The organism is Rickettsiales endosymbiont of Stachyamoeba lipophora (assembly GCF_003932735.1).
In the GTDB taxonomy this organism is placed as follows: Bacteria; Pseudomonadota; Alphaproteobacteria; order Rickettsiales; family 33-17; genus RICK01.
The window spans coordinates 459,731-478,528 of record NZ_CP033611.1; the positions used below are offsets into that span (position 1 = coordinate 459,731).

Consider the following 18,798-nt stretch of genomic DNA (forward strand, 5'->3'; position numbering starts at 1 on the left):
AACAAAAGAGGTTTGGAAAATGAATTTGAACAACAACCAACAATATGCTTACCAAACAAAATCGACTTACGATCAAGGTTTGAGAAGTTTTATGCTACAAACATATAATTATATGGGTCTAGCACTACTAATTACAGGACTTGTGGCGATGTTTGCTGCAGGATCAGAAAGCTTTATTCGCTCAATTATATCTCCTCAAGGTATGACTGGCTTCGGAATGCTAATTTCATTTGCACCACTTGGCTTTGTTTTAGCATTGCAATTTGGTATTAATAGAATGTCTCTGGCTACTGCACAAATGGTATATATAGCTTACTCGGCAGTAATGGGGCTTTCTTTAAGCACTCTCTTTATGGTTTATACCGGCGAAAGCATTGCTCGCGTATTTTTTATAACTGCAGCAACCTTTGGAGCAGTTAGTATATTTGGATATACGACAAAACGTGATCTAACTCAATTTGCATCATTTTTAATTATGGGCTTACTAGGACTAGTAATTGCTTCACTAGTTAACATCTTCTTAAAAAGTAATGGACTTATGTTTGTCACTTCAATTATTGGGGTTTTAGTTTTTACTGGCTTAATTGCTTTTGAAACTCAAAAGCTTAAAAATATGTACTACATGTTATCAAGTGAAAATGAAACCATGGGTAAAATTTCATTACTAAGCGCTTTATCCTTATATATCAGTTTTATTAACTTATTTGTATCTCTTCTTCAACTCTTAGGCGATAGAAGAAATCAATAAGCTAATAATACACCATAAATAGTGCATAAAAAAGCCGGCTGTAAAGCCGGCTTTTTTATTAGGCAAATACTAACCCGCTTTACCAAAATACTTACAATTAAGGATTAACATAATCAACTGCTGGATTGTGATTATCTAATACAATTGGTTGATCAATATCAATCTTCCCTGTCTCATGCACAAGTGATGGTAATGTACTATCGCTATCTTTTACTATAGCAGCAGCGGCATATTTCTTAGTTCCATCTTCAAAATGCCGACCTTCAGTGATATTAAATGCTTCATCATTTAATACATTATCCACTCCAAAAATCTTTTGCAACAATGTACGATCAGCAGTTTTTAACCAATCAATGTAGCCTGCCGTATTGGCAGATTGAGAATACATATACGCATGTTCATTAGGAGCCACACTTGCTAATTGGGCATCACCAATGAAAGGTTTTGAATATATATTTTCGATTTTTTCAGTATCAATATGCTTTAACAAACTTGCGCCATTCAGTATAGGATCATTCAATACATTAATAATTTGAATTGCATCAGCAGGCATGCCCGATTCCAACTTAGCATCAACATCAAACTCAAAACCTAATGATTCAAGCTTATCAGCAATAATTACTCGTGGCAAATCTTGCAGAATAACTTGTAAATTAGCACCCTCAGCAATTTGCGCTGCTTTAACCATTAAAGGAGCCAATTGATCAAAAAATGCCTTAGGTGCTGCTATATGAGCATTCATATATTGTTGCAGCACAAGAATATTAGCTCGCGGAGTAATATCCACGCCGGAATCATGCAGCTTAAATAAATCCATTACTTCATCAAAGTTTCGCGCAGTTGGCAGCATGGATTTAAATGTGGCAAAATTTAAAATTGCTCCTATGCTACTATCAACAGGTGAAGTAGCAGTATGCGCTGAAGCTTTAAGGGCAGTAAGACCCTGTAAATTCAAAAGCCCAGTAGCATTATTCACATTAAGTAATTTAAATGCATTATTAAGCACATCTAACATCTCTTCAGCCTTTCCGTAATGCATTCTATCAGCAGCGAGATTTCCTGTTTCCGTTTTAATTGCAAAGCCCGGAAAAGTTTTAGAATATAGCACATCAGAAACTTTACTATAGCCCTGAATTAATTCTAAATAACCTACCTTATCCCAGCTAGAATTCTTATTTAAATAATCCAAAGCACCAACTGCTTCGCCAGCCCCAAATGAAGTACCAATTAAAGCTATATTCTCATCTTGATAACCCATATCATCTATGAAGTATTTAACCAGACCACCATTAAAGCGATTAATTTGAGCAAACGATACAGGTGTTGCTATATTAGGCACTAATAAACAATCTTGTCCTCTCATAATATGAGGCAAAGCAGCAGCATCAATAGTAGCTTTTTCAAGCACCACATCTTTTGGTAAAAATTCTATAACCAATTTACGATGCCCAACACCAGTTTCATCATTATGCTTACTGACTACATACGCAACCTCCCCTGTATCAGCATAATTGTCCATTACTTTTAAATATTTTGATAGATAATCTGCAGTAGCAACTTCAATAGACATCTTCTGAGCATCTGTTGATCTGGCGCCACCAAAGAACTCTTTTACTACATTAATATCACGAATGTCTGGATAACCACCCTTGGCACCATCAAGCTTATTGTAATATAAATCTAATAAGTAATCGGTAACTAATTGTGAATTCGCTTTAACATTTTCTATATTGGTATATTTACTTACGCTTAAATTAATTGCGTCAGTCTCAAATTGTGCAAATTGATTAAAAACATTCACCATTTAAACCTCCCATTTTATTTTAGTACTCATGCTATACTCATTAAAAAGTATAATTTAAAATTAGTTACTCTTATTAGGTAATTCAATGAATTTTTAAGAAAATGCAAGCATTTGAGTAAAAATAGATTTGTTTAACGCGACAGTTAATTTATTCCCATCAGCTAAGCAATTAGTTTACACAACCTAATTTACTTAAGTATTTATCAGCAAAAATTTGACATTAAAGAAGATCTATATATTGTTACAGAAATTAAAATTAGTGCGTTTATGCAAGGTGTTCATGAAAGAAGGTATTTATTTACAAATTGAACAAAGACGTCAATCTGCGATTATAGGTGGCGGTACACAGAGAATTGAAGCTCAACATAAAAAAGGAAAACTTTCAGCTCGAGAAAGAATAGAAGTCTTGCTTGACCCTGGTTCTTTTGTTGAAAGCGGGATGTTTGTGGAGCACCGTTGTACCAATTTTGGGATGCATGAGAATAAAATTCCAGGAGATGGTTGCGTTACTGGACATGGTACCATTAATGGACGTCTGGTATTCGTATATAGCCAAGACTTCACAGTACTTGGCGGTTCTCTCAGCGAAACCAACGCAAAAAAAGTTTGCCAAATCATGGATATGGCAACCAAACTTGGTGCTCCAATTATAGGACTTAATGACTCTGGAGGCGCTCGAATTCAAGAAGGGGTCGATTCTCTAGGCGGGTTTGGTGAAATTTTTCAACGCAATGTTATAGCTTCAGGAGTAGTACCACAAATCTCAGTAATTATGGGACCTTGTGCTGGTGGAGCGGTATATTCACCGGCTCTAACAGATTTTACTTTTATGGTTAGAAACTCTTCTTATATGTTTGTAACTGGTCCGGATGTTATTAAAACGGTAACTAATGAAATAGTATCACAAGAGAAATTGGGTGGTGCTGATATCCACACCCAAAAAACTGGTGTAGCAGATAATGCTTATGATAATGATATCGAAGCGTTACTACAAGTTAGAAGGTTAGTTAACTTCTTGCCTTTATCTAATCGCAGTGAGATTCCAAGCCGTCCAACACAAGACTCTGCGGATAGAATGGAAATGTCTTTAAGAACTCTTGTTCCTAACAATCCTAATAAACCTTATGACATAAAAGAATTAATTTTAGCTGTCATTGACGAAGGTGATTTCTTTGAAATCCAACCAGATTACGCTAAAAACGTTATCATTGGGTTCGGTAGGATAGCTGGCAAAACTGTAGGTTTTGTAGCAAACCAGCCAATGTATTTAGCAGGATGCTTAGACATTAACGCCTCAAGAAAAGCAGCTAGATTTATTAGATTTTGCGATGCATTTAACATTCCTATTGTAACTTTTGTAGACGTACCAGGGTTTCTACCAGGCATTAATCAAGAGCATAACGGTATTATCAAACATGGCGCCAAGCTGCTATATGCTTACGCTGAGGCTACAGTCCCTAAAATTACTATTATTACCAGAAAGGCTTACGGTGGTGCTTACATCGTAATGAATTCAAAACATTTACGCGGTGATTTTAATTATGCATGGGCTAATGCTGAAATTGCAGTAATGGGAGCTCAAGGGGCAGTAGAAGTTTTATATCGCAATTTACCTCCTGAGGAAAGACAACAAAAAGTCCAAGAATATCAAGAACAATTTACTAGTCCTTTTGCGGCTGCAAGTAGAGGATTTATTGACGATGTTATTGAACCCCAAAATACTCGCTTTATAATTTTCAGGTCACTTACATTGCTTAGTTCAAAAAATGAAGATAGACCTTGGCGCAAACACGACAACCTACCATTATAATCTGTTGAGGCACATTTAATATGTCAAACACTCCTAGTACACCATTATTTGATAAGGTTTTAATAGCCAATCGCGGTGAAATTGCGGTAAGAATTATCAAAACATTACGTAAAATGGGCATCAAATCGGTTGCAGTTTACTCTGATGCTGACATGAATTCTTTGCATACTAAACTTGCAGATGAAGCATATGATATTGGACCCTCACCTGCACCACTTAGCTATCTTTCTATTAAGAAAATAATGCATGCTATCCGCACATCAGGTGCACAAGCGGTACATCCAGGTTATGGTTTTTTATCAGAAAATCCTCAATTTGCTAAAGCCTTAAAAAGAGAACGCGTACATTTAATCGGTCCAAGCCCAAAAGCAATTGAACTTATGGGTGATAAAATCGAAGCTAAAAAAATTGCTGAAGCAGCTGGTGTAAGCACCGTCCCCGGCTATATGGGAATTATCAAGGATGCTCAAGAAGCAGTAGAAATCGCTAAAAAGATTGGCTTCCCTATTATTATTAAAGCTGCCGCAGGCGGTGGCGGACGCGGCATGAGGGTGATTTATGAAGCCGAAGGGGTAGTTGAAGCTTTTAGATCGGCTACCAATGAAGCTAAAAATAGCTTTAGTGATGATCGCGTATTTATTGAAAAATTTATTGAAAACCCAAGACATATAGAAATTCAAGTATTAGCCGATAAATTTGGTAATACACTCTGTTTAGGCGAACGCGAATGTTCCATTCAAAGACATCACCAAAAAGTTATTGAAGAAGCTCCCAGCCCATTTATTGATGAAGAAACCAGGCAAGAAATGTACCGTCAGGTCAGATCTCTTGCTGAGAAGGTTGGCTATTATTCAGCCGGAACCGTTGAATTCATTGTGGATAAAGATCGAAACTTCTACTTTTTAGAAATGAATACTAGGTTACAGGTAGAGCATTGCGTAACAGAGCTTGTTACCGGAATTGATTTAGTTGAACAAATGATTCGCGTGGCCGCAGGTGAAAAATTAACTATCACTCAAGAAGATGTACAACTTAATGGCTGGGCAATTGAATCCAGAATTTACGCCGAAGATCCAAGCAGAGGATTTTTACCTTCAAGTGGTAGAATATCTAAATATCAAATGCCAGAACAAGGCAATGGTATTAGAGTTGATAGTGGCGTTTATGAGGGTGGCGAAGTTAGCATGTTCTACGACCCTATGATTGCCAAACTATGTACTTATGGAGAAACCCGCCAGCAAGCAGTTGAAATAATGCAGTATGCACTTGGTGAATCTTTAATAGAGGGCATCTCTCATAATATTGGCTTCTTACAAGCTATTATGGCTCATCCAAGATTTATGGCTGGTGATATCTCAACTAACTTTATTGAAGAAGAATATTCCAAAGGTTTTACCGGCGCTATCATCACTTCTGAAACCAGCAGAATTTTACTCTCTGTCGCGATTCACGTTTATTTGACTGATGCACGTCGTGCAGCCTCTACCACTGGACAGCTTCCAGGTTTCGAAAGGCAAATTGGTAACAGATGGATTGTTAATATTGATGATCAACAATTTCCTGTAATTACTAAACCAATTGAAGACGGCTACCATATACGTTCTTCTAAGACCAGAATTGACGTAGAAAGTGAGTGGATTTTAGGTACTAAGCTATTTAGAGGATTTGTTGATGGCAAAGCTGTATCAGTTATAGTGGTACAAAACCCAGGCGGATATTATCTAACTTATGGAGGAAGAACTGTTAAAGCCTCTGTACGTTCGCCAAGAATTGCTGAGCTTGAACAATATCTACCTATTAACGATGAGATTTCTTTCTTAACTGAACTTAACTCTCCTATTGCTGGCAGTATTGTAACCTTAAAAGTAGAAGTAGGCGAAGAGGTTAAACCTGGACAAGAACTAGTGATTATTGAAGCTATGAAAATGGAAAATGTGATTTGTGCTGAATACCCCGCAAAGGTTAGCGCTATTCATGTTAAAGGCGGAGATGCACTTACCACAGGTCAATTAATTATGGAATTTGATCAGCTTTAAATGAGTATAATCAAAGAAGAAGATGCTTTACAGGCTATAAGAACTTTACTCAAATGGATTGGTGAAGATCCAGAACGCGAAGGATTAATTGATACTCCTAAAAGAGTAATCAATAGCTATAAAGAGTTATTCGCAGGTTATCACAAAGATCCTGAGCAAATTTTATCACGTACTTTTGAGGAAACTGAAAACTATAATGATATTATTTTGCTAAAAGATATTAGCTTTAAATCATTCTGTGAACATCATATGTTACCTATAATAGGTACTGCCAATATTGCTTATTTACCCAACCAAAAAGTAGTGGGAATTAGCAAGCTTGCACGGATTGTTGATTGCTTTGCCATGAGATTACAAATTCAAGAACGGATGACTGTACAAATTGCAGAAACAATTGAAAAAATACTAAAACCTAAAGGCGTGGCTGTTATGATTACTGCCACTCATCAATGCATGAGCCAACGCGGCACTAATAAGGATGGTGTAAGCATGCAAACTTCTCACTATACCGGATGCTTTAAAAGCCAGGATTATTTAAGCAGGCTTATGAATATGATGTTGCATTCAAAATAGATTCATCTTCAGCTTAATTATAGCTTTATTTTCAATCTGACGCCTTTTATCCATAGTTAAAAAGATCACTTGATATTACTAATCCACTAACCATACAAACATTTATTTACATCTTGTTAACTCTTGTTAATATAACATTAAATTATATAGGTAGCAATTCATGTCCAGCTCATCTTCTGCTAGTGTTTTAGATAACTCAGCAAATATTCAGCTCATTAAAGCTTTTATTCAAAACCTTGATAATAACCAAAATAAATTACCGACACTTCAGATCATTAAAAATTTAAGCAAAGAAGAATTACTAACCAATGTCATCTGGAATCATGATGAGCATAACTCTCCTTGTAGTTTACTTGAGTATTTATTAGAAGAGCAAGAGACCCTACTCCATTTCCATGATGAAGATAGAATAGAGATGCTTAGCGCTCTATTAGAAAATGAATTTTTTGCTCAGCTTCTACAACAAATTGATCAAACCAAATATAATCAACAACATAATCTTGAAGCAGAAGATGACCAGGATGTAGAAGATCTGGAAGATAACGAAATAGCCGAACAGCTAAAAAGTCTTACTGATTTTATAAGACAGTTAGTAGCTAACTTCTGTAATAATTCATCTCCTATTGTGCAAAATGGGATTATTCAAATCCCCTCACCACAAAGAAAACCATTACAGCATTTATATGATTTATGTACCCTATATGGCTTAGAACTAACTGATTTAACTGATCGGCAGAATCCATACCATGAAAGGTTGATTAATGCTAACGTAGCTTTAAGCAAGTTAATAAGATCAATACACCATAATACTAACCAGGAAAACTTTATTAATCAATTTAACAAATTGCTAGCACAGGGTGCAAACCTTAATTTAATAACTAATTATGAAAACGCATTAAGCATGGCTATATATACCTCTAAGGGCGAAATATTAGATAACCTCTTAGCACACGGAGCAAATGTTAACGCCAGAAGTATATATAATAATGATATTATTGCTCTTCCTATAGCAGCAAAATTTGGAGATGTTAACACATTTAAAAAGCTTTTCTCCCATGGAGCATATATTGATGTTAACAATCTATTACTAACTGTCCTTAGTTATGGAAAGACGGATATAGCTCGATTTTTAATTGAAGAGAAAAATGCTAATATTAATTTTAAAAACATCGCCTTTTGTAATACTTCTTTCATTTTTGCTATGTTCCACAAACGCTTTGATATTGCCGCGTTACTTATAGGCAAAGGAGCTGATGTTAATGCTACAAACCCGCAGGGCGAAACAGCTTTAGAACGAGCCTTGAGTTATACAAATAGAGTTGAACCTTACTTACTTGAGCCAAAGCAGTTATTACATCTCACTCAATTAATTAAAATGCTATTATCTCACCCAAAGCTTATTCTCACCTCAGAAGCTAAACAAAAGCTTTTAACATGGGTTAATGATATAAAAGTACACCCAAATGAGCGGCTTGAAGGCCAACAGCATTTAGAAGCCTTAAAAGCTTTAAATCAAGCAGAGCAGCTTATACAAGAAATAAAAAGAATAGCTCAAGGAGACCAGCTAAAAATAAGAGAGGATACAGGTGCATCTTCTGCTCAACAGCCGCTAGTAACTCCTGTTACCATATCTATCACCGATGAAAGTGCTCAAGAAATGCAACCAGAAACAATACCGGGTATATCTCTTAGCCAGCAACCTATAAGCAGCTCAACTACCAATTCTGTTACCATACCTATCACCGATGAAATTGCTCAAGAAATAATACCTGGTACATCCCTTATAAGCAGTCCAACTGCCACTACCAATCACGTCATCCCACCATTATTAACTAATAATGGCACTGATCCGGTTCATGCTCATAACCCTGTAAAAGATCTCGGTTTTCTACAAACAGCAAAAAACAAGCTTGTTGCCTTAGCTACCAAAGAAAATGCTCTTCATGCTCTCAAATACTTAGGATATGCAGCACTAGCAGTAGCAGGCTTAATGGTGATTACCGCTGTTGGACGCAGGTTTGCTCCTGAAGGTACCAGCAAAGTATTAGGTACTGTAACATCTATTCCTAAAAAAGCTTTAGAAGCTTTGACATCTGCATTTAATAGCAAAGCAACCGACCTAGCAGCAACTAAAAAATCCGTAGAAACAATTATGACTTACAATAGATAATAAGAGCTCACGGAAAAAATTAAGCCCTAATTATAGATTCACTATAATTAGGGCTTAATGCTTAGTAGACTAATAAATTTAAACGGCCACCGTTTTTTTCTTAAAAAGTCTTAGCAAAATTACAATTAAACTTCCTATACAAGCAGCTATCGGTATAACTGTAATAGCTAATTTATAATTTTGTGCTGGGGTATTATAATAATCAAAGGCTATAACATTACCTATAACAGTATGGAAAAATGTACCACCCATCATATTAATGCAATTTAAAAATGCCACGGTAATACTTCTAAGTTCAAAGCTTACGAGCTTACTGCCTACTGACAATACTAATACTTGATAGCAAGACATTATACCAAAAGTAATCATCAAACCGGTTAAAGTAATATTATGATAAGAGATTTTAAAGATAATTGCATAGATTAACGCCATCACAATTCCACTTAGAGCAATAGTGTTAATTTCTGAGTTAATCATTTTGGCAAAGTAGGCAAGCAATGGACCGCCTAAAATCATTCCCATATAAATTAAAGAGGTCATAGTGGCAGCTTCTGCTTTTTCTACTCCAAAATGATATTGAAAAAAATTCACCCCCCATACATCCGCCAACCCTTCTAAAGTACCCACCAATAACAAATTAGCAATAGCGAGCATTAAGATTTGCGGATTAGAAACTACTTGTTTAAGATTTTTAAGCACTGGGTCTTGTACAGCCTTGTAATTCTTAGGTAGCTTAAATAGCACTAAAATTAATATAGCGATGACAGCTCCTACTATAGCAATAGCACTAAATACATTTTGATATCCATATTTAGCAATTAAATCATTAACAGGTCTGCCTCCATATATTGCTCCAAGTAAGCCAAAGGTAAAGCTAAAACCTATCATCTTAGCATAAGCTTCTTTAGGAAAATATATTTGAACAATCTTTGAAACACCTAAAAAACCTGCAGCAGAACCAAACCCTACAAAAAATCTTCCGAGTATCACCATCCACCATTCACTAGCATTACCAGATAAAAACATACCCATTGAGGCAATAATAATACAAGCAAAAATTACATAATTAGGGCGAAACCTATCCAGGATTACGGCTATAGGAATTTGCATCCCGGCATAACCTAAATAGTACATTGCAGACATCACCCCAATACTGGAAGATGTTACTTTATAAGTATCAATTAATTCATTGATCACAAGACCAGGCGCAAGTCTCATTATAAATTGAAACCCAAAAAACATTATAGTTAAAAACCACATAAAATATGGTAATATTCTTTGATTATTGTTATGCATTATTTTATCCAGTTAAGTTATTTAGTTGACTAATTTTCAAAAAATAATTGAATAGGACAATGATGCAGATAGAACAAACTATCCACTATAATGATACTAATAATTATATTGAAACTTACTTGTTAAATTAATATGTCATACTCAATAACTTATTAAATTCGGGCAAAATATTAAATAAATATTATTACAATAGCAAGCTAAAATATTACAATAATAAGCTAAAGTTTAGTGAAATTAAAAAACACTTTAATCGGTTAAATTAAAAATCTTATGGATCAACTCGAAAGATCAATAGCTACCGACCCATTACAATCATGTTGGGTTAATGCTTCTGCAGGAAGCGGTAAAACTAAATTGTTAGTGGATCGTATACTTAGGTTAATTTTAAGTAATAATAAACCTAATAAAATTTTAGCCATTACTTTTACTAATGCCGCCGCAAGCGAGATGAAAGAGCGAATTATTCACAAAATACAATCTTTAAATAAACTTGATGATAATTTACTCAAAACCACCCTGAAAGAATTATATATCGAAGATGCTGAATCTAACTTTACTGCTTATAAACAAATTATTACTTCCACTAATCAGCTTATTTTAGAAGATCCGAGTATTTTAAAAATACAAACTATACATAGTTTCTGCCACAATCTCATCAAGCAATTTTGCTTAGAAGCTGGGCTTAATCCTGATTTTAAGCTTATTGATAACATCTCATATCAAACGCTTCTGAAAGAAGTAAGCACTTCAATTATCTTAAAAACTTCTGATGACACGGAGCTCAAGCAAGCCTTATCTTATTTAGGGCAAGTTATTAGCTTTAGCGAATTAGATGAAGTGATTTCACATATTATTACCTCAATAGATAATTTTAATTATATATTTGATCATTATGGAAGTTTAGATAATTGTACAGCTTACTTAAAAGAATACCTGCAACTAAATACCGATAAAGATCTTCGTGTCTTTACCGAGCAGTTTATTAAAGAATTGATTACTACTCAAAAAGACGTCATTATAAAGCTTGCCACCCAAATTTTAACTTACGATAAATCAAGCAATAAAGATATAGAAAAAGCTCAAAAGTTAATCAGCTTTGTTAACAGCTCAGACCCCCACTTTTTTGATTATATCTATTTATTTTTTACACAAACCATCACTCCTCAAAAACAAGTTTTTAGCAAGAAAGTAATCAGTGAAATTGGTGGCCTAGAACAATTCATTGATTTCCAGCAAGCACACTGTGAGGAATTTTTGCTAGAATGGAAAAAACTACGCTCATTCCATCATACCAAAACCTTACTTACTTTGGTTTACCATATTACCCAGCAGCTAAATCACCTAAAATCTAAAAATAACTTATTAGATTTCAATGATCTGATTAAGCACACGACTAAGCTACTAAATGACCCGGCATATGCCTGGATAAATTTTATAATATATAATCAAATTGATCATATTTTAGTTGATGAAGCTCAAGATACCGCTCCTCTGCAATGGCAAGTAATCCTTAAATTATTTGAAGAAAATTTTAGCGGTAATTTTGACCAAGCATTACCAAAAACTCTGTTTATAGTTGGAGATGAAAAACAATCTATTTACAGCTTCCAAGGAGCAGATGCAGCTATTTACTTCCATGTTAAACAGCGGCTAAAGCAACATTTTTCTCAAGCAGGCCTACATCTCCATGATCTTACGCTACAATACTGCTTTAGGAGCACTAAAGAAGTGCTCCACTTAGTAGATCAATTTACTAACAATCCTTGCTACCATCAATCTCTTACCTATCAAGAGACCGCTATTAAACATTTAGCTTTTAGGCCGGAAGGTGGGCTAGTGACCCTTTGGCCCTTAATTAACTATCGACCTTTAGAGGAGGAGGCAGAATTACAATGGCCTGATCCGTTAAAATTTACTCCTCATTACTCCTCTCATCAAATTTTAGCTAAGTTTATTGCAGAGCAAATTAAAGAATGGCTTGATAGCGGGAGAATTCTGCCTAATCATAACAGACCGGTAGCTGCCCAAGATATAATGATCTTAGTAAGAAAAAGGAATGAATTATTTTATGAGATTATTAATGAACTAAATAAGCTATCTATTCCTAACAGCGGGGTAGATAAGTTTAAACTTAAAGAGCATATTGTAACCAAAGATATTTTAGCATTACTTAAATTTATTTTACTTCCCATTGATGATTTGAATCTCGCTTGTTTATTGAAGTCTCCTTTCTTTAATTTAAACGAAGACCAATTAATAGAACTTTGTATAGAGCGCGGTAGTAATTCATTATGGGATTATCTAAAGGATACCCAAAACAGCAAATGGCAGCAATTATATTATCAGCTTAATTATTTTTGTAATCATGAGCATAAGTACAGTCCTTATAAGCTTTTAAGCAACATTTTTGTTACCAATTTAACCTACCAAAGCTTCTTTCAAAGAATGGCAAAACAATCATGGCAAATTATCCAGCAGATTATAAACCTAGCAGAAATTCATGATTATCAATTTGGCCTTCAGCAATTTGTTTATTTTCTAGATAATAACGAAATTGAAGTAAGCTTTAAAAATAACGATCATGCAGTACGTATACTTACTATACATGGATCTAAAGGTTTAGAATCCAATATCGTCATACTTGCTGATACTTGCCAACTACCTAACAATCATCAGAATAAGTTTGTGTGGAAAAATGATAGCTCTCCGTTTGTTTTCTGGAAGGAAGCATCTAAATTTAGACTGGAACAAATAAATGAATTAAACGATAATATTAATCATCAGCTATATGACGAATATTTAAGGTTATTATATGTTGCTATCACTAGAGCCCGTGATGAATTATACATAGCTTCTTCTATTAATCAGCAAACTACCAATGATAACTCATGGTATAAAATCTTAGAGCCAGCTTTTAAATCCTTAAACACAACAGGCAACCAACAAATAAACTCAGAAACCTTAACTAGATTTAACTTATCTACCAACATTCTATCCTATGGACAAAATCAATTTGATTATCGTCCGTTCAACACTGAACACGCCACGCCTAATAATCGTTTAATTACTTCTGTTAAAGAATTTATCAAGCCTACAAAAGAAGAAAAACCATCAGAACATACTAAATTAGGTACATTGCTTCATAAAATTTTAGAATATGCAGATTCTTTAGATAATAATCAAAAAATTATTGCTTTAATTGAATATTTTGAGCCCCTGGCAGACAATAATTTAAAACAAATTGTTATTAATATTCTTGCTAAAATTGATAAATTAGCAGAATTAAAGGCATTATTTTCCTTACCATCATTTAAGGAATACCCTCTTATTTTTAATAATAATGGCTCTGACATTTCTATAAGAATTGATAGATTAATTTTTGCACCGGATCATATTATTATTCTAGATTTTAAATTAACTAAAAATGATCTTCTCTTAGACTCTTACCTTAAACAATTAGATTTATATCAAATAGCCATCAGTGCAAAATTTGCTAATTACGCAATTAAAAAAGCTATTTTATGGCTTACCGAAAGTGAATTGGAGTATATTAATTAATTAGTTATCAAAATCCATTCATTACTAGATGTATTATAGCTGTTACATACAACATTAAAGCCTAAGATCTAACATATCCACTTTATCTATGGATACACCGAGCCAGATAATTTAGGTATTTACTCTTTACTAAATTTCATTCCGGCAAGAAACAGACTAACTAGAAAAACAATAAATCAGAAACATCTAAGTATTAATAGAAGAAACCATAAGTTTTTAGCCTATCAGTTATTGCCAATGTGGTTATTAATATTATTAACCACACCGCGCCATACTAAGCCAAGAGCTCATCTAACAGACTTATCCAAAAATAGAAATACTTTTAAATTTTTATAACTCACATGGGTTATTATAAGTATTTTATTCTCATTCAAGTAAAAACTATAACATGCTAAAGCAAAACTTATATTATAAACAAAAAAACCTGCTATTACTAACAGGCTTTTTCATCATTTAGAGTATAATTTATTTAGAGCCTTAAGCTGCCATTGCTTTAACTCGAGCAGCAAGCCTACTAATTCTACGTGAAGCAGTATTTTTCTTAAAAATACCTTTAGTCACTCCACGATCTATTTCTGATTGAACTTCTGAAAGCACTTTACGTGCATCATCATTCTTTCCACTTGCAATAGCCTCTAAAACTTTTTTAATATAAGTTTTAACTCTGCTTTTGCGCGCCTTATTAACGTCTGCACGCTTTTGAATTTGACGAATTGATTTTTTAGCTGATTTATGATTTGCCATAATTATTCCAAATTTTTTGTTTAAATATATTAATTAATCTCATTTAGTCAAGTAAAAGCTAAAAGCCATAACTTTTAAGCATAAATTTTATGATTTAGACCTAGCGGCCATATAACTCATGAATAAGGTACTTGGTATTATTAACAAAGCACCAAATATAGTATTAAGATTCGGAACTTCCGAAAAGAACATATATCCCATAGCTCCTGAAATTAACAATTCAAAATAGCGATATGGCACTAAAGCTGAAGCATCAGCATGTTTAAAAGCTTGAATTAAAAAATATAGCACTAAATTAGCCCCTACTCCTAACAATCCGAGCAAGATTAACTGTATCACACTAAGTGATATCCAATTGCTAAAAGCCAGCGGCGCACTTAACAAACTTACTACAATATTAGAATATATCATCATACTCATAATAGATTCTTGTACTACATATTTTTTATTAATAACATCAAGCAAAGCAAACATAAGTGAAGCAAGCAATAGCATAGCCGCAGTTGAATCGAACTCACTAGGCCCTTTTACAACAATCAGCACCCCAATGAAGCCAATCATAGTTGCTGCCCACCGGCTTACTCCTATTTTCTCTTTTAGAATAAACTTAGCTAAGATCAGCACAAAAATTGGGATAGTAAAATTAATTACAGTAGCTAAGGAAATATGGACATAGTTTAGAGCATAACACCATATCGCAATACCAGCAAAAAGAAGAGAACCTCTAACAACATGAATAAACTTAGCATTAGTCTTTAAAGTTCCTACACCAGTTATGATAATGACTGGAATTAATGAGAGGATAGCAAAAAAGAAACGTAAAAAAACAATTTGATATACATTGATATCTTGGCCAACATATTTCATAATCACATCGTTTGCGACCCCAATAATTAGGCTAAGAATAAAATAACTAATAGCTAATATGTAATTACAATTGACCATACAAAACTTATATAAAATTTTTCTTAAAGTAATAATATATTATATTCCTTAGAGATCAAATAAATTCCGTAAATTTATTAGATCCAAGCTAACTACTATATGAATAACAATAGATATCACAAAAGAAATCAACGTTGTTATTAGCATTTTTTGTTTTATTTTAGGATCTTTAGGTGCACTTTCCGCATATCCTTGATGATTACCATTCTCCGTATCTTTAATCGCAATAGGTAATACCACCCATAGAACTACAAACCACGTAATAATAAAGGTTGTAAAAAAAGCAAATACATGTGAACCCAGATCGATTAGCAACGGATCAATGTTATTAATATTCATAATTTTTTCCAATAAAGCTATTTAGTATTTATAAAAACCAATATTCAATTAGTTGCTGATATTTTTTACTAGCTAAAATTATTACAATATCATTAGGCATAATTTGATGGTCATTTTTTGCAATGATTATTTGCTTGTTTCTAATAATTGCTGCAAAGACCACTTCCTGATTATTATCAATCTCTTCAATAGTTTGATTTATAATTTTAGATTTGAGCGTAGCTTTTACTTCAATTACTTCAATTTCTTCTATCATTTCGTCAGTCCGCAAATACATGCTGCTTCCTAAAAGGATATTTATCAATGTATTTACTATAAGCTCACTTGGATTAATTATATGATCAGTACCTAATGTTTTGGCAATTTTTAAAAAATTTAGTTGATCATTAATTACAATAGCGGTTTTTTTGCAACCTCGATTCTTGGCAATTGCAGCTAATAAAATATTTAAATTATCATTTTTAGTAGTGGCAATAAAAGCATCGGCTTTTTTAATTTCCGCCTCATCAAGAATTTGAATATCGTCAAGAGCACCATGCATGATTATGGTATGAGGAAACGTACTGGCAAGTTCTTCACACACATCTACATTTTGTTCAATAACTTTTACATAATGAGGGATGGGATGCTTTTCAAAAGCTTCTAGTATATGATACCCTATCCCTGTTCCGCCAGCTATAATAACATTACGGTTTTTATCTGCCAAGCCTGAGATCTGGATAACCGCTTTGGTTTCTTTATCACTATAAATTACATACAGTTGATCATGCAACACAATATGTTCCACTTGATCATAAAATAAATATTTTCCTGCTCTAATTAGGCCTATGATTTTAAATTTATAACTTTCATTTATTGCTTGAGGATTTTTATTAAGCAAGGGTGAATAATGGCTAATTTTAATAATAGCTATTTTAAGTTCATCATCTTCGAAATTAATTTGAGATAACAGCCCAGGAATTTCTAACAAATCAAAAATATAATTCCCCACCTCTAATTCGGGAGAAATAATTTTATCAATATTAATTTTATAAGCCCCAAATAGCTTGTTCTTAAAATCACCTAAAATTGATTGGTTCCGAACTCTACAAATAGTTTTAACGGCTGGATTAAGATACTTAGCCACCTGGCATATTAAAATATTTATTTCGTCACTTTGGGTAACTGCAATTAAAATTTGCGAATCAGGCAAATATTTACTTAATAAACTTGGGTTTACCGCATCCGCCGCTATAGCTTGAACATTATTGTATTGCTTCAATGAGTCTATTAAGCTTTTATCCTTATCAATAACAATAAGCTGATAGTTTTGCCTTGCAAGAGATTCTACTAGGCCGTATCCTATCGATCCAGCCCCAACAATAATAATTTGCATTAGCTAACCTGATCAAACTCAGAATTATTTTCTTCAATAAATTCTTCAGTATTGCCAGCTAACAATACACGATCATTCCAAATTTTAAGAGATTTAATTTTTCGAGTTAAAGCAGAGCGATCCATTTGAATTTTCTTAGCTGCACGGGAGATATTGCCGTTACATCTCTCTATTTGAGCTGCAATATATTGTTTTTCAAATTCCTCTCGAGCCTCTCTAAGCGGTAAAGATAGAAGATTAGCGTTATGATCAGGTCTAGAGATTGTTGCCTGTTTAGATAAAACAGAAGAAGGTAACATAGATGCTCTTATGGAATCTTTCATTTCGCCTGGCGACATTATCAACAACCATTCTAAAATGTTTTTTAATTGTCTGATATTGCCAGGCCATTTGTATAGTTGCAACGCTGCAATAGCGTCTTCTGCGAGTTCTCTTATGATCAGACCAGAACTAACTGCAAGCTGCTCAATAAAATATTTGCATAACTCTGGGATATCTTCTTTTCTTTCTGTTAGTGAAGGAACCTTAATAGGCATTACATTTAACCTATAATACAGATCCTCTCTAAAGTGACCATCTTTCACCAGTTGTTCAATATTTTTACTAGTTGAAGCAATAACCCTTACATCCATTCCTGCTTGTTGGATTAACCTAAGAAAGATATTTTGCATATCCATACTCATATCGGCCACTTCATCAATATATAAGGTACCTTTATGAGCCAGATTAAAAACCCCTATTCTTCCACTAGCATTATTACCAATTAATTCTTGTTGAAATTTTTCTAAATTAAAATTAACTGGGTGAAATACCACAAAAGGTTCTTTACTTCTTTTAGATTTAAAATGAATCATCTCAGCCACTAGCTTTTTACCACAACCTGAGGATCCAGAAATGAGTACACGGCTAGCAGTTTGTGCAACTTTCTCAATAGTGCTTTTCAATAAATTAATTGGAGCTGAATTTCCAATAATTTTAGGAGAACCAAGTTTTCTTTTTAATTCTCCATTTTCGCGTTTGAGCTTAAATAGCTCAACGGCTCTTTTTAAGGCTGTAAGCAATTTATCTTCATCAAAAGGCTTTTCTAAATAATCGTACGCTCCATCCTTGATAGATTGCACTGCAGTTTCAATTGTCCCATGTCCGCTTATCATAATTACTGGCAGATCAGGGTTATATTTCACCATGAACTCTAATACACTAAGACCGTCTACATAACTATCTTGAAGCCATACATCAAGAATAACAGCATCAAACTCCTGTTTTTTTACAGCTTCTATAGCGCTTGATCCATCAGAAACATCTACAGCTTTATAGCCTGCATCTTGTACAATATCTTTTAATAATTCTCTGATATCTTTTTCGTCATCAACAATGAGTATTGCAGTCATAAATATACG

Annotated in this window: 13 protein-coding genes; 6 read left to right on the top strand and 7 right to left on the bottom strand. The window is 33.8% G+C overall.

Translation table 11 applies throughout. The annotated features are described in order from the left end of the window. Positions 1–19: 19 nt before the first annotated feature. The gene (locus EF513_RS02035) at positions 20–748 is read left to right on the top strand and encodes a Bax inhibitor-1/YccA family protein (RefSeq protein ID WP_125215751.1); all 729 of its coding nucleotides are present in this window, start codon (positions 20–22) and stop codon (positions 746–748) included. Between the two features lie 97 nt (positions 749–845). Here the strand turns inward: EF513_RS02035 and EF513_RS02040 are convergent, their stop codons facing one another. Beyond that, positions 846–2,552, bottom strand: coding sequence for a hypothetical protein (locus tag EF513_RS02040; protein ID WP_125215752.1), 1,707 nt, complete (start codon positions 2,550–2,552; stop codon positions 846–848). Positions 2,553–2,832: 280 nt separating this feature from the next. On the opposite strand from EF513_RS02040, the gene EF513_RS02045 reads away from it, so the two are divergent. The 4 genes from EF513_RS02045 to EF513_RS02060 all read left to right on the top strand — a co-directional run bounded on the left by EF513_RS02045 (position 2,833) and on the right by EF513_RS02060 (position 9,141). Continuing rightward, positions 2,833–4,362, top strand: coding sequence for an acyl-CoA carboxylase subunit beta (locus tag EF513_RS02045; RefSeq protein WP_125215753.1), 1,530 nt, complete (start codon positions 2,833–2,835; stop codon positions 4,360–4,362). 20 nt (positions 4,363–4,382) lie between these two features. Next, a complete protein-coding gene (locus tag EF513_RS02050; RefSeq protein ID WP_125215754.1) occupies positions 4,383–6,398 on the top strand; it encodes an acetyl-CoA carboxylase biotin carboxylase subunit in 2,016 nt (671 codons plus the stop codon). Continuing rightward, positions 6,399–6,971, top strand: coding sequence for a GTP cyclohydrolase I FolE (gene folE / locus EF513_RS02055; protein WP_125215755.1), 573 nt, complete (start codon positions 6,399–6,401; stop codon positions 6,969–6,971). Between the two features lie 160 nt (positions 6,972–7,131). Then, entirely contained in the window at positions 7,132–9,141 is a 2,010-nt protein-coding gene (locus EF513_RS02060; protein ID WP_125215756.1) for an ankyrin repeat domain-containing protein, read from the top strand. A gap of 78 nt (positions 9,142–9,219) precedes the next feature. Here the strand turns inward: EF513_RS02060 and EF513_RS02065 are convergent, their stop codons facing one another. Next, complete coding sequence (locus tag EF513_RS02065; RefSeq protein ID WP_125215757.1) at positions 9,220–10,437, bottom strand: MFS transporter; 1,218 nt, start codon at positions 10,435–10,437, stop codon at positions 9,220–9,222. 270 nt (positions 10,438–10,707) lie between these two features. Here EF513_RS02065 and EF513_RS02070 point away from each other — a divergent pair, with 270 nt between their 5' ends. After that, positions 10,708–13,995, top strand: a complete 3,288-nt coding sequence (locus tag EF513_RS02070; RefSeq protein WP_125215758.1) for a UvrD-helicase domain-containing protein — start codon at positions 10,708–10,710, stop codon at positions 13,993–13,995. Between the two features lie 477 nt (positions 13,996–14,472). Here EF513_RS02070 and rpsT read toward each other — a convergent pair whose 3' ends face one another. The 5 genes from rpsT to EF513_RS02095 form a co-directional block, all read right to left on the bottom strand. Continuing rightward, complete coding sequence (gene rpsT / locus EF513_RS02075; RefSeq protein WP_125215759.1) at positions 14,473–14,739, bottom strand: 30S ribosomal protein S20; 267 nt, start codon at positions 14,737–14,739, stop codon at positions 14,473–14,475. 87 nt (positions 14,740–14,826) lie between these two features. Beyond that, a complete protein-coding gene (locus EF513_RS02080) occupies positions 14,827–15,684 on the bottom strand; it encodes a DMT family transporter (RefSeq protein ID WP_125215760.1) in 858 nt (285 codons plus the stop codon). 48 nt (positions 15,685–15,732) lie between these two features. Then, on the bottom strand, positions 15,733–16,023 hold the full coding sequence (locus EF513_RS02085) for a DUF1467 family protein (protein WP_125215761.1): 291 nt from the start codon (positions 16,021–16,023) through the stop codon (positions 15,733–15,735). Positions 16,024–16,051: 28 nt separating this feature from the next. After that, positions 16,052–17,398, bottom strand: coding sequence for a Trk system potassium transporter TrkA (gene trkA, locus EF513_RS02090; protein ID WP_125215762.1), 1,347 nt, complete (start codon positions 17,396–17,398; stop codon positions 16,052–16,054). Continuing rightward, positions 17,398–18,789 carry a sigma-54-dependent transcriptional regulator gene (locus EF513_RS02095; protein ID WP_125215763.1) on the bottom strand — a complete coding sequence of 464 codons (1,392 nt, stop codon included), beginning with the start codon at positions 18,787–18,789 and terminating at the stop codon, positions 17,398–17,400. The genes trkA and EF513_RS02095 overlap by 1 nt, the downstream gene beginning before the upstream one ends. Positions 18,790–18,798: the final 9 nt, after the last annotated feature.

Coding starts and splice junctions, on each gene's coding strand:
- EF513_RS02045 (WP_125215753.1), top strand. CDS start 2,833: ATGAAAGAAGGTATTTATTTACAAATTGAACAAAGACGTCAATCTGCG.
- EF513_RS02080 (WP_125215760.1), bottom strand. CDS start 15,684: ATGGTCAATTGTAATTACATATTAGCTATTAGTTATTTTATTCTTAGC.
- EF513_RS02040 (WP_125215752.1), bottom strand. CDS start 2,552: ATGGTGAATGTTTTTAATCAATTTGCACAATTTGAGACTGACGCAATT.
- rpsT (WP_125215759.1), bottom strand. CDS start 14,739: ATGGCAAATCATAAATCAGCTAAAAAATCAATTCGTCAAATTCAAAAG.
- EF513_RS02060 (WP_125215756.1), top strand. CDS start 7,132: ATGTCCAGCTCATCTTCTGCTAGTGTTTTAGATAACTCAGCAAATATT.
- folE (WP_125215755.1), top strand. CDS start 6,399: ATGAGTATAATCAAAGAAGAAGATGCTTTACAGGCTATAAGAACTTTA.
- EF513_RS02085 (WP_125215761.1), bottom strand. CDS start 16,023: ATGAATATTAATAACATTGATCCGTTGCTAATCGATCTGGGTTCACAT.
- EF513_RS02065 (WP_125215757.1), bottom strand. CDS start 10,437: ATGCATAACAATAATCAAAGAATATTACCATATTTTATGTGGTTTTTA.
- EF513_RS02050 (WP_125215754.1), top strand. CDS start 4,383: ATGTCAAACACTCCTAGTACACCATTATTTGATAAGGTTTTAATAGCC.
- EF513_RS02035 (WP_125215751.1), top strand. CDS start 20: ATGAATTTGAACAACAACCAACAATATGCTTACCAAACAAAATCGACT.
- EF513_RS02070 (WP_125215758.1), top strand. CDS start 10,708: ATGGATCAACTCGAAAGATCAATAGCTACCGACCCATTACAATCATGT.
- trkA (WP_125215762.1), bottom strand. CDS start 17,398: ATGCAAATTATTATTGTTGGGGCTGGATCGATAGGATACGGCCTAGTA.
- EF513_RS02095 (WP_125215763.1), bottom strand. CDS start 18,789: ATGACTGCAATACTCATTGTTGATGACGAAAAAGATATCAGAGAATTA.